The organism is Nocardia sp. BSTN01, assembly GCF_015354405.1.
In the GTDB taxonomy this organism is placed as follows: Bacteria; Actinomycetota; Actinomycetes; order Mycobacteriales; family Mycobacteriaceae; genus Nocardia.
In genome coordinates, this window is the sequence record NZ_JADKYP010000020.1 from 85,287 (window position 1) to 108,911 (window position 23,625).

At 67.3% G+C, this 23,625-nt stretch carries 19 protein-coding genes; 7 read left to right on the forward strand and 12 right to left on the reverse strand.

What is annotated here, in order from left to right:
• Nucleotides 1–21: 21 nt before the first annotated feature.
• From IRT45_RS18310 to leuA, 6 genes are all read right to left on the reverse strand, one after another.
• Nucleotides 22–732, reverse strand: a complete 711-nt coding sequence (locus IRT45_RS18310) for a type 1 glutamine amidotransferase (RefSeq protein ID WP_194807063.1) — start codon at nt 730–732, stop codon at nt 22–24.
• A complete protein-coding gene (locus IRT45_RS18315; protein ID WP_194807064.1) occupies nt 732–1,967 on the reverse strand; it encodes a Mur ligase family protein in 1,236 nt (411 codons plus the stop codon). Before IRT45_RS18315 ends, IRT45_RS18310 begins: the two co-directional genes overlap by 1 nt.
• Before the next feature lie 74 nt (nt 1,968–2,041).
• Nucleotides 2,042–2,659, reverse strand: a complete 618-nt coding sequence (locus tag IRT45_RS18320; RefSeq protein ID WP_194807065.1) for a pyridoxamine 5'-phosphate oxidase family protein — start codon at nt 2,657–2,659, stop codon at nt 2,042–2,044.
• Nucleotides 2,660–2,695: 36 nt separating this feature from the next.
• Nucleotides 2,696–4,450, reverse strand: a complete 1,755-nt coding sequence (locus IRT45_RS18325; protein ID WP_309241037.1) for an FAD-dependent oxidoreductase — start codon at nt 4,448–4,450, stop codon at nt 2,696–2,698.
• 129 nt (nt 4,451–4,579) lie between these two features.
• On the reverse strand, nt 4,580–6,409 hold the full coding sequence (locus IRT45_RS18330; protein WP_375540120.1) for an AAA family ATPase: 1,830 nt from the start codon (nt 6,407–6,409) through the stop codon (nt 4,580–4,582).
• A 584-nt stretch (nt 6,410–6,993) separates the two neighbouring features.
• On the reverse strand, nt 6,994–8,796 hold the full coding sequence (gene leuA, locus IRT45_RS18335) for a 2-isopropylmalate synthase (protein WP_194807066.1): 1,803 nt from the start codon (nt 8,794–8,796) through the stop codon (nt 6,994–6,996).
• Between the two features lie 200 nt (nt 8,797–8,996).
• On the opposite strand from leuA, the gene IRT45_RS18340 reads away from it, so the two are divergent.
• Nucleotides 8,997–9,638, forward strand: coding sequence for a hypothetical protein (locus IRT45_RS18340; protein WP_194807067.1), 642 nt, complete (start codon nt 8,997–8,999; stop codon nt 9,636–9,638).
• Nucleotides 9,639–9,682: 44 nt separating this feature from the next.
• Here IRT45_RS18340 and recR read toward each other — a convergent pair whose 3' ends face one another.
• Together recR and IRT45_RS18350 are read right to left on the reverse strand one after the other, a co-directional pair.
• Nucleotides 9,683–10,291: a recombination mediator RecR gene (gene recR / locus IRT45_RS18345; protein ID WP_030516496.1), complete on the reverse strand. Its 609-nt coding sequence runs from the start codon at nt 10,289–10,291 to the stop codon at nt 9,683–9,685.
• A gap of 21 nt (nt 10,292–10,312) precedes the next feature.
• Nucleotides 10,313–10,651 (reverse strand): YbaB/EbfC family nucleoid-associated protein, encoded by a 339-nt coding sequence (locus IRT45_RS18350; RefSeq protein WP_083870525.1) that lies wholly within the window; start codon nt 10,649–10,651, stop codon nt 10,313–10,315.
• 237 nt (nt 10,652–10,888) lie between these two features.
• Between IRT45_RS18350 and IRT45_RS18355 the strand changes: the two genes are divergently transcribed.
• From IRT45_RS18355 to IRT45_RS18365, 3 genes are all read left to right on the forward strand, one after another.
• Nucleotides 10,889–11,428 (forward strand): hypothetical protein, encoded by a 540-nt coding sequence (locus IRT45_RS18355; RefSeq protein WP_194807068.1) that lies wholly within the window; start codon nt 10,889–10,891, stop codon nt 11,426–11,428.
• 41 nt (nt 11,429–11,469) lie between these two features.
• Nucleotides 11,470–12,291: a MerR family transcriptional regulator gene (locus IRT45_RS18360; protein WP_194807069.1), complete on the forward strand. Its 822-nt coding sequence runs from the start codon at nt 11,470–11,472 to the stop codon at nt 12,289–12,291.
• Nucleotides 12,292–12,353: 62 nt separating this feature from the next.
• Nucleotides 12,354–12,707 (forward strand): VOC family protein, encoded by a 354-nt coding sequence (locus IRT45_RS18365; RefSeq protein WP_194807070.1) that lies wholly within the window; start codon nt 12,354–12,356, stop codon nt 12,705–12,707.
• Between the two features lie 170 nt (nt 12,708–12,877).
• Here the strand turns inward: IRT45_RS18365 and IRT45_RS18370 are convergent, their stop codons facing one another.
• Nucleotides 12,878–13,312, reverse strand: a complete 435-nt coding sequence (locus IRT45_RS18370; RefSeq protein ID WP_094024878.1) for an SRPBCC family protein — start codon at nt 13,310–13,312, stop codon at nt 12,878–12,880.
• A gap of 136 nt (nt 13,313–13,448) precedes the next feature.
• On the opposite strand from IRT45_RS18370, the gene IRT45_RS18375 reads away from it, so the two are divergent.
• From IRT45_RS18375 to IRT45_RS18385, 3 genes are all read left to right on the forward strand, one after another.
• Entirely contained in the window at nt 13,449–14,063 is a 615-nt protein-coding gene (locus IRT45_RS18375; protein WP_194807071.1) for a hypothetical protein, read from the forward strand.
• 627 nt (nt 14,064–14,690) lie between these two features.
• Nucleotides 14,691–16,133: an FAD-binding oxidoreductase gene (locus IRT45_RS18380; RefSeq protein ID WP_194807086.1), complete on the forward strand. Its 1,443-nt coding sequence runs from the start codon at nt 14,691–14,693 to the stop codon at nt 16,131–16,133.
• Entirely contained in the window at nt 16,130–17,449 is a 1,320-nt protein-coding gene (locus tag IRT45_RS18385) for a class I SAM-dependent methyltransferase (protein ID WP_194807072.1), read from the forward strand. Before IRT45_RS18380 ends, IRT45_RS18385 begins: the two co-directional genes overlap by 4 nt.
• Nucleotides 17,450–17,513: 64 nt before the next feature.
• Here the strand turns inward: IRT45_RS18385 and IRT45_RS18390 are convergent, their stop codons facing one another.
• From IRT45_RS18390 to IRT45_RS18400, 3 genes are all read right to left on the reverse strand, one after another.
• A complete protein-coding gene (locus tag IRT45_RS18390) occupies nt 17,514–21,098 on the reverse strand; it encodes a serine/threonine-protein kinase (protein ID WP_194807073.1) in 3,585 nt (1,194 codons plus the stop codon).
• 198 nt (nt 21,099–21,296) lie between these two features.
• Nucleotides 21,297–23,459, reverse strand: a complete 2,163-nt coding sequence (locus IRT45_RS18395; protein ID WP_194807074.1) for a 3-hydroxyacyl-CoA dehydrogenase NAD-binding domain-containing protein — start codon at nt 23,457–23,459, stop codon at nt 21,297–21,299.
• Nucleotides 23,460–23,497: 38 nt separating this feature from the next.
• Nucleotides 23,498–23,625 (reverse strand): hypothetical protein (locus IRT45_RS18400; protein WP_194807075.1); only part of this gene is annotated, 128 nt, incomplete at its 5' end.

The window sequence follows — 23,625 nt, forward strand, 5'->3', positions numbered from 1 at the left end:
TATATCACGTAGTAGAGGGACTCAGGCGCGCAGACGTTCGCGACGCAGCCGGTCGACCTCGGGCAGGTCGAGCGGTTCCAGTTCGCGACCGCCGAGGGCGCGCGTGAGCAGGTGGTCTGCCAGTTCGGGATTGCGGGCCAGTGCCGGGCCGTGCATGTAGGTGCCGATCACCGAGCCCTGCACCACCCCCTCGAGGCCGTCGCCCACACCGTTGCCGACGCCCTTGGTGACCCGGCCCAGTCCGGTCGCGTCCGCACCGAGAGCCGTTCCACCCCGGTGATTTTCGAAGCCGGTCAGCGGCTGGGTCAGGCCGGCGAGCAACGGCGTGGTGGCGACCTCGCCGATGGACCGGACCCGCTGCGGAGCGGTGGTCACGTCGAACAGGCCGACACCGTCCACGCGCTCCCCCGCCGAGGTTTCGTACCAGTTGCCCAGCACCTGGATCGCGGCGCAGATGGCAAGTACCGGAACACCTTTCGCGGCCGCACGCTGCAGACCCGGATAACGCTGCAGATGCCTGGTCGCCAAGCGCTGTGCGGAGTCCTCGGCGCCGCCGAGGGTGTAGATGTCCAGCGTCTCCGGCACCGGGTCCGCGAGCGTGATCTCCACGATCTCGGCATCGATACCGCGCATGCGCAGCCGCTGCCGCAGGACCAGCGCATTGCCGCCGTCACCGTAGGTGCCCATCACATCGGGCAGCACCAGCCCGATCCGTACCGTCGATTCAGCCATCAGTGGTTTCCGTCCAGATCGCGATTCAAATCCCGGAAGGCGGTGTAGTTGGCGAGCACCTCGACCCGCCCGGGCGGACAGGATGCGATGGCACGCAACGGATTCGGCACGGTCGTGTGCTCGACCCCGGCGTAGGTCAGTCGCACGCCCAGGTCGGTGGCGCGCTCGCCCGCCGCGACCACCTGGGTGCCCTCGAAGTGCTCGAAGCGTACATCCCACAGCCAGGACAGATCCTCACCGTCGGGCACCTGGCCGTTGACCGCGATCACCAAACCCGTTGCGTCGGGATCGATCATGGACAGCGCCTCCTGCCATCCGGCCGGATTCTTGGCCAGCAGCAGGCGCGCGGAGTGCTCACCGACCTGCACGGTGCGGTAGCGGCCGGCGATCTCGCGAACGGTTCCGGCGGCCTGCGCCGCGGTTTCCGCCCGGCCGCCCAGCGCGACCGCCGCGGCCACCGCCTGCGCGGCGTTGCCGCGATTGGCACGCCCCGGAAGTGCTAGGTGCAGTGGCAGTTTCAGCCCGTCGGGTCCGCACAGATACTCGGCGTCGACCCACCACTGCGGATCGGGCCGATGGAAGTCGGCACCGGTGCTGCGCCAGTGGTTGCCCTCCCAGACGATCGGCTCACCGCTGCGGGGGCAACTGGTGGCGTCGACCGCCCAGCCGCTGCCCGCCGACACCCACACCACGTTCGGATGGTCGTAGGCGATCGAGGTGATCAGCACGTCGTCACAGTTGGCGATCAGCACGGTGTCGGGATGGCGGGCCATCCCCTCACGCAGCTTGCGCTCGATCATGTTGATCTCGCCGACCCGATCGAGCTGATCGCGGCTCAGATTCAGCAGCACCACCGCGGCCGGGTTCAGCGCATCGGCCACGTGCGGCAGATGCAGTTCGTCGACCTCGATGGCGGCCAGCGGCGCGGTGCGGTCGACACTGAGCGCGGCGACGATTCCGGCATCCATATTGGCCCCGTCGGCCTGCGTCACGACGCGGCCCAGTTCGGCCAGCGCGGCCGCGGTCATCCGGGTCGTCGTCGACTTGCCGTTGGTGCCGGTGACCAGCACCGTCCGCCGATCGCGGCCCAACTGGGTCATGATGTCCGGGGCGATCTGCAGGGCGATCAGCCCGCCGATCATCGACCCCTTACCGCGTCCGGCCTTCTGCGAGGCCCACGACGCCGCTGCCGCCGCCCGCAGCGCCAGCCGTCCGCGCACCGAGATGTCTGCCACCACGCGAGTGTATTGGTGGACAGACACCGGTGCGCGACCGGCCGATGTGATCTGCGACCGGGGGCGGGAGGCGCTCAGTAGAGCATGCGCCGGTAGTTCTCCGGTGAGTAGTAGTCCCGCAGCTCTTCCAGCGATTCGGTGGTGTTGCGCTGCACCTGCTTCACCAGGACCGCATGGCTGGGCAGCGGATCCTCCGGCCAGCGTTCGGGCCGCCACAGGTCGCTGCGCAGCAACGCCTTGGCGCAGTGGTAGAAGATCTGCTCGATCGCCACCTCGATGGCGAGGATCGGGCGGTGCCCCTTGACCACCATGTCGTCGAAGTAGGGCGCGTCACGCAGCAGCCGCGCCCGGCCGTTGATCCGCAGCGTCTCGTTGCGTCCGGGAATCAGGAAGAGCACGCCGACGTGCGGATTGGACAGGATGTTGAAGTATCCGTCGCCCCGGCGATTGCCCGGCCGCTCCGGAACGGCCAGCGTCTGGTCGTCGATCACGTGCACGAATCCGGCCGGATCGCCCTTCGGCGAGGCATCGCACCGACCGTCGGCGTCGCTGGTGGCCAGGACGGCGAACGGCGCGGTCGCGATCCACTCCCGATCGAGCGGGTGCAGCCGCGTCCGTTCCTTCGTCGCGGCGCGCGGCGCCGGCTCACCGAGCAGTTCCCGAAGTTCGGCGGCGCTGGTGATCTCGCTCATCACCCCATTGAACGCGCGAGATCCGCCGCCCGCCACCTACATCGGGACGTCGAACATATTCGGCTGTCCGGCCGCGTAGCGCGCGCTGTCGGCCTGGCGCAGCGGCTCCAGCTGCGGCGCCCGGTACAGCTGGAACAGCCGGCAGCGGGCGGCGTTCGACCCGGCGACGTCCAGCAGCGCGTTCACCGCGGTGCGAGCCGCCTCGCAGGCACCTTCCATCGTCGCGAGATCGATGTTCGTGCGGACGTAATCGCCTGCGAGGAAGAGGTTTTCCAGACCACCGTGCGCATTCGGGCGCGCCGCCCACGAGCCGGCGGTATTGATCAGCAGCGGATCGGCGTTGGTATTGCGGTTCTGCGCGGCATCCCAGCTCACGCCGGTATCCAGGAACCACGACACCAGATCCGAATCCTCCAGCGCCGCATGCCCTTCCAGATGCTTCTGCAACTGCGCCCAGACCTCGCGGGCGATCTCGTCGTGGGTGCATTCGATCGCCGGTTTGCCGTACAGGATGCCGGGTGTATTCCAGTCCGAGATGTCGACCGACAGACAATCCCGGACCGAACCGTCGCCGGAATCGGAAAGCCTTGTGCGCGACCAGAACTGATTCTGCGCGATGGAGGTGAGCGACCACGGGGAGTCGACGTAGGCGGTATGGCCGCGCGCGATCTGGGTGGGACGGCGCAGATAGAACTGGATTCCGCTCATCCAGTTCACCACCAGGCCGTCCATGGCCGCCAATTCCGGCTGCACGGCCAGAATTTCCGGCGTCCACAGTGCGCGCGCGACCTCGACCGGCACCGCCAGCACGAAATAGTCGGCGTCGACCGCCCGCTCGCCGCCGCCGGCGGTCACCCGGGCACCCGAGATACGCCGATCGCGCACGTCGAGCCCGCGCAGTTCGGCGGTGTCGAAGCGCACCCCCAGGCCGCGCAGATGGGCCACCCACGGGTCGATCCAGGCCTCGTTGGTCGGACCGTTCAGCAGCCGGTCCAGCGGTCCGTCGTTACCGGTCTCCAGCGGATTGCCGAGGAACTGCTCGCCCATGGAACCGATGGTCCGGGTACTGGCGTGATCGTCCTTGGCCGCGACCAGCAGTGTGGTGAGAGTGCGCGACATCAGCATGCGGAATTCCTGCGAGCGACCGCGGGCGCCCACGAAATCGCGCCAGGCGAGTTTTTCCCACTCACCGAAACGGCGATCGTCGCAACTGGTGTTGAAAACCAGGAGCCGATTGGCGAAATACGCCGCATCGGTCATCGGCATCTTCATCGAGGTGGAGATCACCGAGGCGACCGTCTGGCGGAAATCGTCGGGGGTGGCCCACGGTTTTCCGGCGCGCCCCATCGGCACGATGGTGTCGTCGGCGCCGGCGCGGGAGAAACGCGCCTCGGCGGCCGGGACCAGATTGTCCCAGACGCCGTTGGCATTGCCCGCGAACGGAATTCGTCGCATGGTGTCGGGAATGTGGTGATAGAAACCGGGGAAGAATCGGAAACCGTGTTCACCCGGCAGATCGGCACGGCCGCCGCGACCACTGTCCGGCACCGGAATGCTGCGCGCCTTACCGCCCAGCGCCCGGCGTTCGTAGACCGTGACGTCGAATCCGCGTTCGGCCAATTCGTGCGCCGCGGTCAGTCCGGCGACGCCGCCACCGAAAATCGCGACCCGCCGACCGGGATCGGCATTCGCACGAATCGGGCGCATCATGGCGCCCGCGGTTATCACACCCGCGCCGGCCGCCCCGCGAAGTACCGTCCTTCGCGAGACGGCCCCGTATTTTTCTGCCATCTATCGGGACCTCCACACCGCGGGTAACTGTATGCGGTGCGGCCGGGCCTCGTATCGATTGGGGTAACAATTCGGCCGGGCAGCAATTCGGCGGGGAGGAAATCCTCGCAAACCGGTGCCCGGCGCGAATCAGTAGCCCTGCGGGCCCGGATAGTGCCCCTGCGGACCCGGGTACTGCGTCTGCGGACCCGGGAACGGCGGCTGCGGGACGTGATATCCGAAATCGTCGGCGACCATGGCCGCCAATTCCAGCAGCGCCCGCCGGGTCGGCTTGCCGACCAGTTCCAGATCGATCTCCGCGCCCTCGGCGAGATGATCGTCGAACGGCACCACCTGCACCGCGCGGGTGCGGTCGAGGAAAAGTTTGCGCAGCTGATCCAGGTCGACGGTCGAGGCGCCGCGGCGAGAGGCGTTGACCACCACCACGGTCCGCTCCACCAGCTTGCTGTAGCCGTGGTGCTCGAGCCAGTCCAGCGTCGCCGAGGCACTGCGCGCGCCGTCGATGGCCGGGGAGGTGACCAGGATCAGCGAACTCGCCATATCCAGCACACCGGCCATCGCCGAATGCATCAGTCCGGTACCGCAGTCGGTGAGAATGATGTTGTAGAACTGCTGCAGGATGCCGATCGCGCGCCGGTAGTCGGCCTCGCTGAAAGCCTCCGACACGGCCGGATCCTGTTCACTGGCAAGCACTTCCAGCCGGCTCGGCGCCTGCGAGGTGTGGGCCCGCACATCCGAGTAGCGGCCGATGTGCTGATCCTCGAGCAGATTGCGGACCGTCGAGCGGGTCTGGCGCGGCACCCGGTGGGCCAGGGTCCCGAGGTCGGGATTGGCGTCGATGGCGATGACGCGGTCACCACGCAGCGAGGCGAAGGTCGAGCCCAAACCGACTGTGGTCGTGGTCTTTCCGACGCCACCCTTGAGCGACAGAATCGCGATCCGGTAGTCGCCGCGCACCGGCTGATTCACCCGATCCACCAGTTCGCGGTAGATCACATCGGCCGACGATTCACCCGGATTGATGGCGCCACCGGTCACCTTGTGCACGGCGCGGCGCCAGCCACTGCGCGGTGAACGCCGTGCTCGCTTGAGCAGATTCAGGTCGTTGACCGAATTGCCCGGCTGCACCGGCTGGGTCATGTGCTGCGGCTGGAACGTCGACTGCGGCGGCTGCTGCTGCTGATATGCCTGCGGCAGTTGCTGTTGCGGTCCGGGACCGCCCTGCCAGCCGCCCTGCTGCTGCGGCTGATACTGCTGGGGCTGCTGCGGCGGAGTCGAGGGCAACGGCGGCGGCGCCCAGCTGAAGATCGGGCCGCCCGCATCGGCGTCCCCGCCCTGCTGCTCGGGACCGGACGCCGGCCCCTGCCGCTCGTCGAAGACCCGGCGGACCATGCCGTCGGAACCGATCTCCTGGCGGATCTCACCGTACGGCGTGTCCTGCCGGACCTCGCCGTACCCGGCTCCCGGCTCACCGGCACCGGGCCGGAAACCACCCTGTTCACCGGGATTGCCCTGCGCTGCGAAACCACCCGGATCGCCCGGATTGCCGTGCGGCGCGAATCCGCCTGCGTCACCCGGATTGCCGTGCGGCGCGAATCCACCTGGGTCACCGGGGTTTCCGTGCGACGGAAAACCACCCTGCTCACCGGGGGGCGCGAAACCGTTCTGCTCGCCGGGGAATCCGCCCGGCGCGAAACCACCCTGTTCACCGGGATTTCCGGGAGGCGGAAAACCACCCTGCTCACCGGGGAATGCGGCCGGTGCGAAGCCCGGTTCGCCGGGGTGTCCCGGCGGCGGGAAGCCGCCCTGGTCGGCGGGGCCGCCGGGCGGCGCGAAACCGCCCTGCTCACCGGGGAATCCATTGGGCGCGAAACCGTCCGGACCGGGACCGCCCGCCCACGGCGGCGGGAATCCGTTCGGATCTCCCGGCGGGGCGAACGGACCGGCGTGGTCGTTCATCGGGAACCCCGGCGGCGCGAAACCCTGATTCGGCGGATACGGGTTCGCTCCCGGCGGCGCGAACGGGCCCGGTGCGAATCCTCCCTGCTCGGGCGGGGCGAAGCCGTCCGGCCCGAACTGCGGACCGGGTGCGAACGTGGTCTGCTCGATACCGTCGGGCACCGGCGGAATGATCCCGGACGCCGCGTGTTCGAATTCCGCGGATTCGTCGGCAGGTGCGCCGTTCGGTTCGGCTTCGGACGTCACGCTCGACGTCCCGTCGGATGCCGTTGTGTCCGCGTCGGATTCGTCCCGCGACGGCAGCGAGGTCGGATTGTCCTGGTCGGCAGCTGTATCGCCCATTCCCTGCCCATGCAACCAAGGCGGTGAAGTGGAGTTGTCGTTAGTCGTCACGTTTCCCCCATCTGCTCGACAGAGTTCGAGCAGAGAGCTCGCGGCCAATGCGCCACAACGCTAGCATGCTGGCCGAATACGAGTCCCCCGGTGAACAGGGGCCGCACCCCGTGCCGGACGGGTCGCCGCAGAACACCGCCCACCACCTTCCCGGCGGTGGGCGGTCCCGGCTGTCGAGCGGGGTGTGCGGATCAGCGAGTGCGCAGTGCGCGGTTCACCGCGGAGACGACCGCGCGCAGCGAGGCGGTGGTGATGGAGGTCGCGATGCCCACACCCCAGGTCACCTTGTCCCCGATCGCGCATTCGACGTAGGCGGCGGCCTGTGCGTCGTCACCGGAGGACATCGCGTGCTCGGAGTAGTCCAGCACCCGCACGTCGTAATCGATGGTCGTCAGCGCGTCGACGAACGAGGCCAGCGGGCCGTTGCCGGAACCGACGATCTCCTGTTCGGCCCCGTCCACCTTCACCACCGCGGTGATGGTGTCGGTGCCGGAATCGGTTTCGGCGGCGGTCATCTTCTGCCGGATCCGCTCCAGCGGCAGAATCGGGTTCAGGTACTCGTCGGCGAAGACGTCCCACATCTCCTTGGGCGTGACCTCGCCGCCCTCGCCGTCGGTGATCTTCTGAATCGCCTGCGAGAACTCGATCTGCAACCGCCGCGGCAAGACCAGCCCGTGGTCGGTCTTCATGATGTAGGCGACGCCGCCCTTGCCGGACTGCGAGTTCACCCGGATCACGGCCTCGTAGGTGCGGCCCACATCCTTGGGATCGATCGGCAGGTACGGAACCTCCCAGACGATGTCGTCGATATCTGCGTCGGCGTCGTCGGCGGCCGTCTTCATGGCGTCCAGGCCCTTGTTGATCGCGTCCTGGTGGCTGCCGGAGAAGGCGGTGTAGACCAGATCGCCACCGTAGGGGTGACGCTCGTGCACCGGCAGCTGATTGCAGTATTCGACCGTGCGGCGGATCTCGTCGATATCGGAGAAGTCGATCTGCGGATCCACACCGCGGGAGAACAGGTTCATTCCCAGGGTGACCAGACAGACGTTTCCGGTCCGCTCACCGTTACCGAACAGGCAGCCCTCGATGCGGTCGGCACCGGCCTGATAGCCCAGTTCGGCGGCCGCGACCGCGGTGCCGCGGTCGTTGTGCGGGTGCAGCGACAGCACGATCGAATCGCGGCGGGCCAGGTTGCGGCTCATCCACTCGATGGAATCGGCGTACACGTTCGGCGTCGCCATCTCGACCGTCGCCGGCAGGTTGATGATCAGCGGCTTGTCCGGGGTCGGCGCGATGATCTCCGAGACCGCGTCGCACACCTCGCGGGCGTAGTCCAGTTCGGTGCCGGTGTAGGACTCCGGGCTGTACTCGTAGCGCCAGTTGGTGTCCGGGTAGCGCTGCTCGATCTCCAGGCACAGCGTCGCGGCGTCGGTCGCGATCTTCTTCACCGCGTCGCGGTCGGCGCGGAACACCACGCGACGCTGCAGGATCGAGGTGGAGTTGTAGAAGTGGACGATCACGTTGGCGGCGCCCTGGCAGGCCTCGAAGGTGCGCTCGATCAGCTCGGGGCGGCACTGGGTCAGCACCTGGATGCTGACGTCGTCCGGGATCGCGCCGTCCTCGATGATCTCGCGGACGAAATCGAAGTCGGTCTGGCTGGCCGAGGGGAAGCCGACCTCGATCTCCTTGTATCCCATCCGCACCAGCAGGTCGAACATGCGGCGCTTGCGGGCCGGGCTCATCGGGTCGATCAGGGCCTGGTTGCCATCGCGCAGGTCGACCGCGCACCAGCCGGGAGCCCGGTCCACGACCTGGTTCGGCCAGGTGCGGTCGGGCAGCGTGATGGGCTCGACCTCCTCGGCGAAGGGCCGGTACCGGAAGGTCGGCATCGAGGAGTTCTTCTGCTGATTCCACGCGGGCTGATCGGCGGGCGCGGGTTTGGACGGCGCGGTGATGGTGCGCGTACCGGATACGAAGGCGTCAGCGGGTGACATGGCGTTTCTCCGAGGGTGTGGGTGGGTGTCCCAAGTATGGGGTCGACCGGCACAGCTGAACCCCGCGACGGGAGCCGGTCCGATTCAGACCCCGTCGCGGCGGCCGAGGAGGAGTGCCCGCTGCATGATGTCGGCCAGTTTACAGGTCGGTCCGCGGGCGGGAAAAGGACCCTCGCCACACCCCCACGTAGCCTGGCCGGATGAGTTACGACCACGTGTTGCTCCCCGCGGGCATCGCCACCTCGCCCGATGCGGTGGAAACCTACCTGGCCGCACAGCAGGGACGGCCGCAGACCGACACCGTGGCGGCGATCGCGGCCGAGGTGAACCGGCGCAACGACGCGCTGCCGGAGGAGGAGGCGTTCCTCAGTGTCGCCACCGGCGGCGACGGCACCGGCGGCGCCCTGTACGTCGCCGCCCGCTACGACGCCATCGGCCACGTGCGCAACCTTCTGTTCGAACTCGCGACCCCGCGTGATTACGCGCTCTACGATCCGCAGCTGAACTGGCTGATCGATCCGACCGGTCGCATCGATGTCACCGTCACGCACGGCGGTGCGGGTGAATTCCCTTACCTCACCGAGCAGCTCGCGCACCGATGGATCACCGAACTCGGGGAACCGAATCCGTATCTGATCGTGGAACGCGCCGACCACGTCTACATCCAGACCTATCGCGACGAGCCCGGCCTGTACACGCTGGAATACCGCGACGGCGGTCCCGACCGGCATTTCGCGGTGCAGCTGGAGGACGGCGACCAGGTGGCCGCACTCGTCTGGGACTGGACCGCCGGGGATCGCGGCCGCCTCGACGCGCTCGACTGGGAAGCGGTGACGTTCTGAAGGTGACGTTCTGACGGACGTCCCGATCGGCGCCTCCCGCGACGTCAGAGTGTTCGCCGTCCCGACAGGGCGCGGCCCAGGGTCAGTTCGTCGGCGAATTCCAGGTCGCCGCCCATCGGCAGACCGGAGGCGAGCCGGGTGACCGACAGGCCCGGGAAGTCCCGCAGCATCCGCACCAGATAGGTGGCCGTCGCCTCGCCCTCGGTATTGGGATCGGTGGCGATGATCACCTCGGTGACGTCGACACCGTCCTCCTGATTTCCGATGCGCGCCAACAACTCTCGAATGCGCAGCTGATCCGGGCCGACCCCCGAGAGCGGGTCCAGCGCACCGCCGAGCACGTGGTAGCGGCCGCGGAATTCGCGGGTGCGCTCGATGGCCTGGACGTCCTTGGGTTCCTCGACGACGCAGATCATGGTCCGGTCCCGGCGTGGGTCGGCGCAGATGCGGCACAACTCTCCGTCGGAGACGGTGCCGCAGACCGCGCAGAACCGCACACCGTCGCGCACCTTCTGCAGCGCCGACTGCAGCCGATCGATCTCCGGCGGCTCGACCGACAGCAGATGGAAGGCGATGCGCTGCGCGCTCTTCGGACCGACTCCGGGCAGTTTGCCCAGTTCGTCGATCAGATCCTGGACCGGACCCTCATACACCGATTCGTCCTATCGGGCCGCTCAGAACGGCAGGCCGGGCACGGAACCGCCGCCCATGCCGCCGGCGAGCGGGCCCAGTTTCTCCGCGGCCAGCTGCTGCGCGTTGGCCATCGCGTTGTTGACCGCCCCGACGATCAGATCCTGCAGCGTCTCCACGTCTTCCGGATCGACCACCTTCGGATCGATCTGCAGCGACTGCACCTCGCCACTGGCCTTGATCGTCACCCGCACCAGACCGCCGCCGGCCTCACCCGTCACATCGGTGGCGGCGATTTCGGCCTGCGCGGCCATCACCGCCTGCTGCATCTGCTGCGCCTGCGCGAGCAGGGCCTGCATATCGAGCTGTCCACCAGGCTCCACGGGGATGTCCTCTCTGCGGGATGCGGATGTGCACCAGCGTAGTCACGTTCGGATTCCGCCCGGTACCGGCCCGGCCCGGGCGCCTTTACCATCGGAACGGGGCCGGACGTCGGCACACGGGTCGGGCCAATCCGGTGGAGGCCGGTTATGTATCGGGATCAAGATCAACACATGTCTTCCGCATCTGCGCACACCCCATCCGCACCACCGCCACGTCGCGGGCGGCGGAGTTCGGCGTTGACGGCCGTCGTCGCGACCGCCGTTCTGAGCCTCGGGTCCGCCGTCCTGGCCCCGGCCGCGTCGGCGGATACCGATTACGGCGGTGGCTGCGTGCTCTACACCGACGATCCGGCGGCGACGATCGACGCGCTGCACAACCACTGTTCGGCCGAACAGCAGGATCAGATCTTCCGGGACGCACCCCGCGGCGACGTGCCGACCGGGGTGACCAACGGCTGGGTGACCCGACCGCCGGTGATGGAGGCGGTGGCGCCGTCGTTCTGGATCGGCAAGAACTTCTACACCGGCCCCGACGGCGGCACCCTGACCAACCGGGTCACCGGGGCCGGTATCGAGGGCTTTCCCGCCAACGTGTATTCCGGACCCGCCCGCCTGGACGGCCAACCGGCCTGGCTCCTGGACTACAGCCCCTCGATCACACCGCAGATCCTCGACGAGATCCGCCAGGTGACCCCCGGCGTCTGGTTCGGTTACTCCTGGTGGCGAGGGTTCTTCCAGACCACGCTGCTGCTGACGTTCGCTCTCACGGAGCAATAGGACTTGACTCTCCTGTTGCTGGAGGGTGTTCGCTTGTCTTCATGCCCGCGACAGTCTCCATAGGCGAGTTCTCCCGCCTCACCTGTCTCAGTGTGAAAACGCTGCGGTACTACCACGAGATCGAGTTGCTCGAGCCGGTGTCGGTCGATCCCGGCTCGGGGTATCGGCGGTATTCGACCGCCCAGGTGGAGCAGGCGCATCTGATCCGCCGGCTGCGCGATCTCGATATGCCGATGCCGCAGATCCGCGCGGTCCTGGCCGCGCCGGATCGGTCGACCCGGGATGCGGCGCTGGCCGCGCACCTGGAGCGAATGGAAGCGGAGTTGCTGCGGACGCGCGATGTGGTGGCATCGCTGCGGACGCTGCTGTCACCCGGCGCGCCGATCGACGTGCGGTATCGCCTGGTTCCGGATTTCACCGCCGTGACGATTCGCGCGCTGGTATCGCGGGCGCAGATCGGTGAGTGGTGCGGGGCCGTGTTCCCCCGGCTCTACGACGTGCTCGCGGCCGCGGGGGTGGCTCCGGGCGGTCCCAGCGGGGCGACGTATTCGGCGGACTTCTTCGAGAACGAGATCGGCGAGGTGGTGGCATTCGCGCCGCTGGCTGCGGATCCGGGCGCCGCCTTCGACAACCACGGCGACGTCACGGTTCGCCGATTTCCGCAGCGCCGCTTCGCGATTGCGGTCCATGCCGGGCCGTTCACCGACTTCGACCGCACCTACGGTGCGCTGGGTTCGCATGTGGCCGAACACGATACCGCGCTGACCGAGCCGATTCGCGAGATCTACGTGGTCGGCCCGCAGGACTGCACGGATCCCACCGCGCAGCGCACCGAGGTCTGCTGGCCGATCGCACCGGCGTGATCGGGCGAACGCCGCGACACACCTCCCGAATTCACGAATTCCCCACGAAGAGAGGATATTTCATGTCGATCAGCCTGGCCGCCGTCACCTTCGACTGCCGTGACGCCGCCACCTTGGCGAACTTCTACGCCCAGCTGCTGGAGCGGCCGGTGGACCCGGACGCCAACGAGTACTTCGCCTCGATCGGCCGCGGTGGCGACAGCGGTACGGCGCTGATGTTCATCCAGGTCCCCGACAAGACCCCGAGCAAGAACGTCGTCCACCTCGATCTGAGCGCACCGGACTGGCGCGCTCAGATCGAGCGGGCGGTCTCGCTGGGCGCGAAACACATCGGCGACTTCGACGAATTCGGCGTGCAGTGGGTCACTCTCGCCGACCCCGAGGGCAACCTGTTCGACATCGCCCACCAGCACTGAGCCGCTTCGGGGGGTGTGCAGGCAAGCACTTCCCCGAAGCGGTGCATCCCCAATGGTTTCGGCCCGCCTCGATTTTGGACTGACGGAGCGAGGGAGCGCAGCGACTGAGCGGAGGAGGGAAAAATCGAGGCACAGGGGGCCGAAGCCCGCCGGAGCGAAGCGGAGGCCAATTAACCGAGCTCGCGCTTCAGGTTTTCCAATACCTCGGCCTGGATCTTCTTCAGGCCGAGCGGGGCGAAGATGCCCTCGAAGAAGCCGGGGACACCGCCCGCACCCTTCCAGCTGGTGCGGACCGTCACCTGCGAACCCTCACCCGAGGGGGTGACGGTCCAGGTGGTGACGAGCGTGGAATTCGAATCCCGTTCGGTCACCATGGAATCGGAGACCGAGACGACCGCGTGGACGTTGCGGGAGCGCTTCTGCGTCGCCTGCAGCGTCCATTCGGCGACGGTTCCGGCGCCTTTTCCGCCTTCGAGCACCTTGTAGTCGTGGTAGTGCGAAGACAGGATGCGGGGGCGCACATCCTGATAGTCCGCGATCGCTTCCAGCGCACGCTGCGGTTCCGCAGCGACGACGGTCGAGCTGGATGCACTGACCTGTCCCACAATGAGCTCCTAGTCGATCCGGGGTCGTTCGGGTTTATTCGAGCCGTTCTGCGGGGCTATGCTACGCCGCGTCCGGTGCAGTTCCGGACCGGCAGACGCGGTTTCGCTCTGCCCGCAGCTATGCCCGGGGGGATGAATGTCGAACTTCGCGATCCGCGCGCGCCGTGTGAAGAACGTGTTGATCTGGGTCGGCGCCATAGTCGTCGGCGTCGTTCTGCTCATCGGCGCCTTCACGATGCTGAACAGTCACGGCGATGTCGACTGTGGCGGTAGGACCATGAAGTCCGGGGACACCTGCGTCGAGGTCGACAAACACGGTCACCGCACCACCCGATCGGTGGACGAACAAGCGTCGGACAACACCCGGACCGGCTGGTTCATGCTCGGCGGTGGTGTGCTGATGATCATCGCCGGTGGCGCCTTCCTGGTCGGCGAGGTGCGCCGCTTGGGCGGTTCCGGTGGGAACACCGGTATGCACGTGGTCCCTAATCCGGCCGGATATCCCGGGACCGGTACCGACCAGCCGGTGACACCTACCCCACCCGGCTATCCGAGCGGTCCGAACGGCGGTTATCTGCCGCCCGCCTACCCCGCGGCCGGCTACGCTTCGCCGCCGCCGGGATATCCGACCCGCCAGGGCCCATCCGGTTACGCGGAATACCCCTCTGCTGCACCCTATCTCGCGCCCGGCGCTGCCTCGCCGAGCCACCCGCCCGCGCCGTCCGGATATCCCCCGAGCGGACCGCGATAGCACCACGACTCGCCAAAACGTCCGCAGGGCCGAGCCTTTCGCCGGGACGAACGCCGGTCCGTCCGAGACCGGAACGTCCGGCCGGCAACTCCGGAATGTCCGGCCTACCGTGAATGGCACCGGAGCCCGGGGCGGCATCGTCGGCCGCCGTCGTCGAGTTTCGACGCCTCGCTGGAGGTAGTGCCCGTCCCGTCCGCATCGCCAACGGCACCGCCCAGGCGGTCGTCTGCCGGAGTTCTCTTTCGCGCACTCCTTCGGTGGCGGCACAGACAGCGGTGACTGCGGCTGCCGGGCGTCGACCCCACTTGTTCGGCGCACGACGAACGGGTCCGGCGACGACTCGTCGGGCCAGCCGATCGCGGGCGGCCGCCGACCGCGGATCGACGCCGAACCGGAACGCACGTTCCGGGACGCGCGAAGAATTTCGAGGCGTTCGACACGTCCGCCGAGGCCGCACACGCTGCCGTGTTTCCGACCGGAAATATGCGCGCGAGCTGCGCGGATGGTGGGGCGGTACGGACCGGGCCCGTGATCGAACGCAATACAACATATGCGTGAAGAATCGCGCCCATAGGTACCCTCGCGGTGGCCGGGGGAAACCAGGAGAGATAGCGTCAGGGGGTGGCAGTGAGTCTGTTGGGGAAGGCCGGCCGCGCGCCGGCCGCACGCGAATCAGGTTTTGCCGCGCACCGAGAAGGTGTCGAGCGTCTGCTCGCCAGCTATCGTGCGATTCCTTCGGATGCCAACGTGCGGTTGGCGAAAAAGACGTCGAACTTGTTTCGCGCCCGGGCGAAGAACCCCGCACCCGGACTGGATGTTTCGGGCCTGAACCGGGTGATCGCGGTCGATCCCCAGGCGAAGACCGCGGATGTGGCCGGTATGACGACCTACGAGGATCTGGTCGCCGCCACCCTGCCGTACGGTCTGGCGCCCTTCGTCGTTCCGCAGTTGAAGACGATCACGCTGGGTGGCGCGGTCACCGGCCTGGGAATCGAATCGACGTCGTTCCGCAACGGTTTGCCGCACGAATCCGTCCTCGAGATCGATGTGCTGACCGGCGCGGGCGAGATCATCACCGCCACCCCGGACGGCGAATACGCCGATCTGTTCCGCGGTTTCCCGAATTCCTATGGCACGCTCGGCTATTCGACTCGCCTGAAGATCGAGCTGGAATCGGTGCAGCCGTATGTGGCGCTGCGCCATGTACGTTTCCACGATCTGCGCGAACTCGAAACCGTGATGGCGCAGATCGTCACCGACCGCAGCTACGACGGCGAGCGGGTCGACTATCTCGACGGCGCGGTATTCACCGCCGAGGAGAGCTATCTGGTCCTGGGCCGCCAGACCGACGAACCCGGCCCGGTCAGCGACTACACCGGGATGGATATCTATTACCAGTCCCTGCGGCACGACAGCGCCGAGCCCAAGCGTGACCGGCTGACCATCCACGACTATCTGTGGCGCTGGGACACCGACTGGTTCTGGTGCTCACGGGCATTCGGCACCCAGAATCCGAAGATCCGCCGGTTCTGGCCGAAGAAGTACCGCCGTTCGAGCTTCTATTGGAAGCTGATCGCGCTCGATCACAAATACAACATCGGCGACAAGCTCGAAGCACGCAAGGGAAATCCGCCGCAGGAACGCGTGGTGCAGGACATCGAGGTGCCGATCGAGCGCACCGCCGAATTCCTGCATTGGTTCCTGCGCGAAATTCCGATCGAACCGCTGTGGCTGTGCCCGCTCCGGCTGCGCGACAGTGCGGAAGTACCGGGGGATCCGTCGCGTCCGTGGCCGCTGTATCCGCTGGAACCGGATCGCACCTACGTCAATGTCGGTTTCTGGTCGGCGGTGCCGAAACAACCCGGGCAGATCGAGGGCGCGGCCAATCGCGCGATCGAGGACGAGGTCGCCCGCCTGGACGGCCACAAGTCCCTCTACTCGGACTCCTACTACGCAGAAGACGATTTCGCGCGCCTCTACGGAGGCGATCACTACGCGAATCTGAAGAAACGATACGACCCCGATCATCGTTTGCTGGATTTGTATTCGAAGGCGGTGCAACGCAAGTGACGACATTCAAGGATTCCCAGCTGCCCCCGTTCTCGGAGCTGGGGACGAAACTCAGCATTGCCGAAATCTTCGAGACTCTCGTCGACGGCGGCGTCCCGATCCGGTTCTCCGCCTACGACGGAAGCAGCACCGGACCCGACGATTCGAAGTTCAGCCTCGAGATCACGACGCCGCGGGGCATCAACTACATCGCCACCGCACCGGGCGACCTCGGCATGGCGCGGGCCTACATCTCCGGTGATATGGCGGTCGACGGCGTCCACCCGGGCGACCCGTACGACATCCTGAAGGCGATGACCGACCTGAAGTTCCGGCGCCCGTCGGCGTTGGCACTGGTCACCATCGCGCGCTCGCTGGGCTGGGACGCCCTCAAGCCGATCGCGCCGCCGCCGCAGGAGACGCTGCCGCGCTGGCGGCGCATCGCGCTCGAGGGGCTGCGGCATTCGAAGAACCGCGACGCCGAGGTGATCCACCATCACTACGACGTGTCCAACCGGTTCTACGAACTGGTGCTCGGCCCGTCGATGACCTACACCTGCGCCTGCTACGCGGATGAGAACCAGACCCTCGAACAGGCCCAGGAGAACAAGTACCGGCTGGTGTTCGAGAAATTGCGGCTGAAGGAAGGCGATCGCCTTCTCGATATCGGCTGCGGCTGGGGTGGCATGGTCCGCTACGCGGCCCGGCGCGGCGTCAAGGTCATCGGCGCCACCCTGTCCAAGGAACAGGCCGAATGGGCGCAGGCCAAGATCGTCGAGGAGGGTCTGCAGGACCTGGCCGAGGTCCGCCACAGCGACTACCGCGACATCGCCGAATCCGGTTTCGACGCGCTGTCCTCGATCGGCCTCACCGAGCACATCGGGGTGCAGAACTACCCGAGCTATTTCGGCTTCATCAAGAGCAAGCTGCGCGACGGCGGCCTGTTCCTGAACCACTGCATCACCCGCCCCGACAACACCCGCACGACGAAGGCCGGCGACTTCATCGACCGCTACGTCTTCCCGGACGGCGAGCTGATCGGTTCCGGGCGCATCATCACCGATATCCAGAACATGGGGCTCGAGGTGCTGCACGAGGAGAATCTGCGCCCGCACTACGCGCTGACCCTGCACGAATGGTGCAAGAACCTGGTCGCGAACTGGGACGAATGCGTCGAGGAGGTCGGTGAGGGCACCGCCAAGGTGTGGGGCCTGTACATGGCCGGCTCCCAGCTGGGCTTCGAGCGCAATGTGGTGCAGTTGCACCAGGTGCTCGGGATGAAGCTCGGAGACAAGCAGACCTGGGACGTGCCGCTGCGTCCCTGGTGGAACGCCTGATCGGGCACGAAACATGTTGCCGGCGGGCCGGATTCGTGGTGACGAATCCGGCCCGCCGGCGTTGTCAGTGCAGCAGCGCGTTGAGGAACGGCCGTGGAATATCGAACGATCCGGTGCCCTCACCGGCGATCAGCATGTCGTCGCGCAGCGAATGCAGCAGATAGCTCAATTCCGGGCCGGCATCGAGAAGTGGTCTGGTCCAGCCCAAGCGGGCACAGCGATCCAGCGCCGGCAGCAGTGAGGTGATCGCCTCGCCGTTCCATCCGGCGACCGACAGGCATTCGACCAGCAGTAGCGCGGCATCCAATTCCGCTCGGGGACGGTTCTGTTCGACCATCCGGCCGTAGAGCGCGCGCGCCCGTTTCACCGCCGATTCGAGGCCCTCGGCCGCCACGTTCGCCCCGTCCAGACCGCGATAGTGCCGCGCCAGCAGCACGCGCACGGCCGCGACCTCCTCGGCCTCGGCGGTGAGGGCGACGGTGCCGGCGGACTGGCGCAGCACCGGGGCGGGCGGTTCCGGCCCGGCGGGTGGTTCGACCAGCCCCAACCGCAGCCGTTCCGCCCGGATGTGGGCGGCCATGCGCGGGAGTTTGCGCTCGGCGGCCATCCGCGCGCCCTCGTCGAGCCGGGCGCGCGCGGTCTCGGTATCACCGAGCACGGCCTTGACCCGCGCGCCCACGACGAAGGTGGTGATCATGAAATCCACCGCACCGATCCGCGCCGGCAACCGATGGCTCTGCTCGAGCAGCCGATCCGCCGCCTCCAGATCGCCGCGCCGATAGGTCAGCTCCCCCAGCAGCGCCGCGGCCACCCGCACCGCGTGCGAACGCGGGCCCGAGCGCTCCCGCCCGATCTGCCAGGCCTTGTCGAAACACCGGGTGGCCGTGTCGATATCGAGCTGTTCGTAGGCCACCGCGCCGGTGTTGAGCAGACCCAGCACCACACCGAGCGGATCCTTGGACCTGCTGTGATAGGGCGCGGCCCAGTCCTGAATGGCCAGCGCACCGTCGAAATCGAAATCGCACAGCCGCACGAACGACACCAGATTCGCCGCGGTGGACACCGTCCACGGCGGCAGTTCCTCGGGCTCCTCCAGACACGGCAGCACCTTCTCCAGCACACCGTCGGTACGGTCGCGGGCCACCAGGTCGGCGGCCGACAACACCGCGGCCTCACACCGCTGGCGGGTGGCATCGGCATCCGAGGGTGAGCTGCGGGCGAGCATATTCGACAGTCGCCCGAGCGCGGTGCGGGCCGCTCCGGACTGCTGCAGATTGATATTGGCCCGCGCCAGCGTCATCAACAGCTTCGAACGCGAAGTGACCTGCTGCACAGGCAGTTTGGATACCGTGCCGAGCAGGGTCGCCAGACGGGAGGTGTCGATCAGATCCATGCCACCGTTCTCGACCAGATCCACCGCCATCTTCAGGTCGGTGGCGGCCAGGGCATGGTCCACCGACTTGCGCAGTTGCTGATGTTCGGCGTACCAGCGAGACGCCTTGCGGTGCAACGATTTCAACTTGCCGGGATGCACGCGTTCGAGCCGGGCACGCAACTGCTCGGCGAACAGCGGCTGGATTCGGAACCAGCCCGGATCGTGTTCGACGCGGGTGACGAACAGCTCGCGCTGTTGCGCCTGCTCCAGCAGTTGCTCGGCATCCGGTTCGCCGCTGAGCGCCACGGCCAGCCCGCCGTTGAGTTTCTCCGCGACCGAGATCGACATCAGGAATTCGAGCATGCGGGGTTCGAGCCCCGCCAGCACGTTCTCCGCCAGATACTCCCGGATGGCCTGGTTTCCGCCGGACAGATGGGCGATCAGCTGCGCCGGATCCACCGGTGCGCCCGTGGTGGCCCCGCGCAGCGACAAGCTGACCAGCTGGATCGCCGCCGGCCATCCGTCGGTGGCGGCGTGGATCTGCTCGACCTGTTCGTCGGTGAGCGGAAATTTGTTGCGCTCCAACAGGATCTGCCGTGTCTCGGCGAACGTGAGCCGCAGTTCGTGACTGCCGATCTCGACCAGCTCGTCGCATACCCGCATCCGGCTCAGCGGCAGACCGGCCTGCTCGCGGGTGGTGATCACGAAGCGCAGATGGTGACATCCGTTCTCCAGCAACGCATCCATCACCCGGTGCGCGCCTTCGTCGGTGACCCGATCCCAGTTCTCCACCACCACCACGACGACCTGTCCGCCGCTGTGGATCTCGTCGATCAGCGTGGAGATCGCATAGGGCACCGCCTCCGCGGGGCGCTCCTCGAGCACCTCCGCCAGCCCGGAACCGATATCCGGCGCCACGCGCCGGATCGCCTGGATCAGATGGGCCAGCAGCCACACCTCGTTGTCGTCGTCGTGATCGATGCCGATCCACGCCACCGCGATGCCGTCGGCGGTGAGTTCGGTGCGCCATTGAGCGGCGATCGTACTTTTTCCGAAGCCCGCCGGACCGTGGATCACGGCCAGCCGGCGGCGCCCACCCGTGCGCAGGATATCGAGCAGCCGGGGCCGGGGAATCGGCTCGCGGGCCGGGGTCGGCGGACGGAATTTCGTTGCGGCCGTAGGCGGTAGCGTCGCGGGCTGGGCGAGACCGGGCGGCCCCGGCGTGCGCAGCGCGGGCAGGCCGAGGACCGCGCGGCTGCGGCGTGAGGTGATCGGATGAGCCGTCGCGTCGGGTTCGGCCGTGCGGCCGTCGGTCGTTTCGCCGTCGAGCAGAGCCATCTCGTCGGCCGTCTCGCCGTGCGCGATCTGCACGGCACGCATCTCCTGCCCGAATTCCAGGGCCGAGGCCGGGCGATCGGCGGGATCCTGAGCCATCGCCGATTCGATCACGCCCGCCACATCGGCCGGAATGTCCTGTTCGCGCAGGTCGGGAACCGGTTGGGTGGTGATCCGCAGGAATTGGGCGACCACACGCTCACCGGAGCGGCGTTCGAAGGCTGCGTGCCCGGTCAGCAGCGCGAACAGCGTGGCCCCCAAACCGTACACATCGGACCGCACGGTCGGTTCCTCACCTTTGAGCACCTCCGGCGCCGTGAAGGCGGGCGATCCGGTGATCATGCTGGTCGAGGTCTGAAAACCACCCGGAATGCGCGCGATGCCGAAATCGGTCAGCTGTGGTTCGCCGTAGCGGCTCAGCAGCACGTTCGCCGGTTTCACATCGCGATGCAGGACGTGCACGCGATGTGCGCTCTCGATCGCGCCCGCGAGTTTCACGCCGACCCGCAGCGAATCCGACCAGCTCAGCGGGCCGTGATCGCGAATCAGCTGCTCCAGCGAGCCGTGCGCGGCGAACGGCATGACGAGGAACGGCAGACCGCTGGGCGTGACGTCGACCTGCAGGACGTCGACGATATTCGGATGGCCCGACAACCGGCCCATGGCATGTTCCTCGCGCAGGAACCGCTCCCGGCTCTCCTCGTCGATCTCCGAGGACAGCACCTTCACCGCCACCACGCGATCCAGTACCCGCTGCGCACAGCGATAGACCACCCCGAAACCGCCGCGCCCGATCTCCTGGGCATCGAACAGCCCCATCGCCTCGAGTTCGTCGGCGATGCGAATCGGTTGGTAGCGCTGGGTATTCGCCCCCGCGGCCGCCTCCGAGTCCGCCGCGGGGTCGTCCGTGCTGGGGACCTTGCCCGTTTGTGGGTTCATCTGGCCACCTCGAACGTCGCGCCCTCATTCCAACGTAGCGCGGTCCGTACGGGTCGGGGCGCAGTTCCGCTCGCTTCGAGTCGCGACCGTTTCCGTCGGCCGCTGCCACGCCGGTGAGAGCGACGAGACAGCAAACGGCCCGGATCACGCGGGAACGTGATCCGGGCCGTCGCAGGGTATCTCGGCGTGGCGAGAACCTTACTTGCGCAGCGAGTCCGGCACCTGGAAGCGCTCACCGAACTTCGCGGCCAGCTCCTCGGCACGGGCGATGAAGCCCTCCGTGCCACCGGGGTAGCCGACGATGAACTGGTGCACACCACCGGTCCAGGCCGGGTAGCCGATACCGAAGATCGAGCCGATGTTCGCGTCGGCGGTGCTGGTCAGCACGCCTTCGTCGAAGCACTTCTGGGTCTCGATGGCCTCGATGAACAGCATGCGGTCCTTCAGATCCTGCAGTGTGACGCCCTCGGGCAGCTCACGCTTGGAGTTGAAGGCGTCGCGCAGGCCCTCCCACAGGCCGGCGGTCTTGCCGTCGGCGTAGTTGTAGAAGCCCGCACCGTGCAGCTTGCCCTTGCGATCGAACTTGTCGATCATGGTCTCGACCACGCGGCCCGAGGCCAGCGAAGCGGCGGAGATCGCGATGCCGTCCTTCTCGGCGGCCTCCTTGGTCTCCTTGAAGATCTTCTGCATGGTCTCGAAGTTGAGCTCGTCGCTCAGCTTCAGCGGCGCGGCCGGGTAGCCCGCCTGCAGACCGGCCTGCTCGATGGTCTGCGGGTCGATGTTCTCCTCGAGCATCATGATGGCCTCGTTGATGAACGTGCCGATGACGCGAGAGGTGAAGAAGCCGCGGCTGTCGTTGACCACGATCGGGGTCTTGCGGATCGCGAGGGTGTAGTCGTACACCCGGGCCAGCGCCTCGTCGGAGGTCTTCTCACCACGGATGATCTCCACCAGCGGCATCTTGTCGACCGGGGAGAAGAAGTGGATGCCGATGAAGTCCTCGGCCCGCTTCACGCCGTTGGCCAGCAAGGTGATCGGCAGGGTGGAGGTGTTGGAGCCCAGCAGCGCGTCGGCGTCGACGACGTCCTCGATCTCCTGGAAGACCTTGGCCTTCAGGTCGGGGTTCTCGAAGACGGCCTCGACCACGAAGTCCACACCGGCCAGATCCTTGGGGTCGGCGGTCGGGTGGATGCGATCCAGCAGCGCCTTGGACTTCTCCTCGGTGGTCTTGCCACGCGAGAGCGCCTTCTGCTCCAGCTTGACCGAGTAGTCCTTACCCCGGTCGGCGTTCTCCTGGGAGACGTCCTTGAGCACGACCTCGAAGCCGGCCTTGGCCGAGACGTAGGCGATGCCCGCGCCCATCATGCCGGCGCCGAGCACGCCGACCTTCTTGATCTCCCGCTTGGCCACGTCCTTCGGACGCGAACCACCGTTGTTGATGGCCTGCAGGTCGAAGAAGAACGCCTGGATCATGTTCTTCGCGACCGGGCCGGTCAGCAGGGAGACGAAGTAGCGCGACTCGATCAGCGACGCGTTGTCGAAGTCGACCTGCGCGCCCTCGACCGCGGCGGCCATGATGGCCCGCGGGGCCGGCATGTTCTGACCCTTGAGCTGCTTGCGCAGGTTGGCCGGGAAGGCCGGCAGGTTGGCGGCCAGCGCCGGGCTCGACGGCGAGCCGCCGGGGATCTTGAAGCCCTTGCGGTCCCACGGCTGGGTGGCGGCCTCGGCGTTGTCCTTGTTGGCCGTGATCCACGCCTTGGCGGCCGGGACCAGTTCCTCGACGCTGCCGACGACCTCGTTGATCAGGCCCTTGGCCTTGGCCTTCTGCGCGTTGAACTTGTTGCCCTGCAGCAGCACGCTCATCAGGCCGTCGGCGATGCCGAGCATGCGGGTGATGCGGGTGACACCGCCACCGGCCGGGAGAAGGCCGAGCGAGACCTCGGGCAGACCGATCTGCACGCCCTTGACGTCGGCGGCGATGCGGTAGTGCGTGGCCAGCGCGATCTCCAGGCCACCACCGAGCGCGGCGCCGTTGATGGCGGCCACGACCGGCTTGCCCAGGGTCTCGAGGCGACGCAGGTCGGCCTTGATGCTGGTGAGCTCTTCCATGATGTCCGGAGCGTTCTCCGGAGTGGTCTTCATCATGTTCTTGAGGTCACCGCCCGCGAAGAAGGTCTTCTTCGCGGAGGTGATGACGACACCGGTGATGTCGTCGACCTCGGCCACCAGGCGGTCCACCGTGGCGTGCATCGAGCTCTTGTAGAGCTCGTTCATCGTGTTGGCGCCCTGGTTCGGGTCGTCCATGGTCAGCACGACGATGCCGTCGGCGTCCTTTTCCCAGCCGATCATGTTCTCTGTCATAGTTTTTCGTTCTCCTGGAGAATGTGAAGGGTTGGGCGTCAGACGCGCTCGATGATGGTGGCCACACCCATGCCGCCGCCGATGCACAGCGTCACCAGGGCGTAGCGGGCGTTGCGGCGCTCCAGCTCGTCGACCATGGTGCCGGTGATCATGGCGCGCGGTGTCC

Bases quoted from the DNA above. Each gene is read 5' to 3' on its own strand.
- IRT45_RS18325 (WP_309241037.1), bottom strand. From the start codon at position 4,450: ATGGCAGAAAAATACGGGGCCGTCTCGCGAAGGACGGTACTTCGCGGG.
- IRT45_RS18320 (WP_194807065.1), bottom strand. From the start codon at position 2,659: ATGAGCGAGATCACCAGCGCCGCCGAACTTCGGGAACTGCTCGGTGAG.
- IRT45_RS18390 (WP_194807073.1), bottom strand. From the start codon at position 21,098: ATGAACCCACAAACGGGCAAGGTCCCCAGCACGGACGACCCCGCGGCG.
- IRT45_RS18375 (WP_194807071.1), top strand. From the start codon at position 13,449: ATGTCGAACTTCGCGATCCGCGCGCGCCGTGTGAAGAACGTGTTGATC.
- IRT45_RS18340 (WP_194807067.1), top strand. From the start codon at position 8,997: ATGAGTTACGACCACGTGTTGCTCCCCGCGGGCATCGCCACCTCGCCC.
- IRT45_RS18395 (WP_194807074.1), bottom strand. From the start codon at position 23,459: ATGACAGAGAACATGATCGGCTGGGAAAAGGACGCCGACGGCATCGTC.
- IRT45_RS18330 (WP_375540120.1), bottom strand. From the start codon at position 6,409: ATGAACGACCACGCCGGTCCGTTCGCCCCGCCGGGAGATCCGAACGGA.
- leuA (WP_194807066.1), bottom strand. From the start codon at position 8,796: ATGTCACCCGCTGACGCCTTCGTATCCGGTACGCGCACCATCACCGCG.
- IRT45_RS18365 (WP_194807070.1), top strand. From the start codon at position 12,354: ATGTCGATCAGCCTGGCCGCCGTCACCTTCGACTGCCGTGACGCCGCC.
- IRT45_RS18360 (WP_194807069.1), top strand. From the start codon at position 11,470: ATGCCCGCGACAGTCTCCATAGGCGAGTTCTCCCGCCTCACCTGTCTC.
- IRT45_RS18310 (WP_194807063.1), bottom strand. From the start codon at position 732: ATGGCTGAATCGACGGTACGGATCGGGCTGGTGCTGCCCGATGTGATG.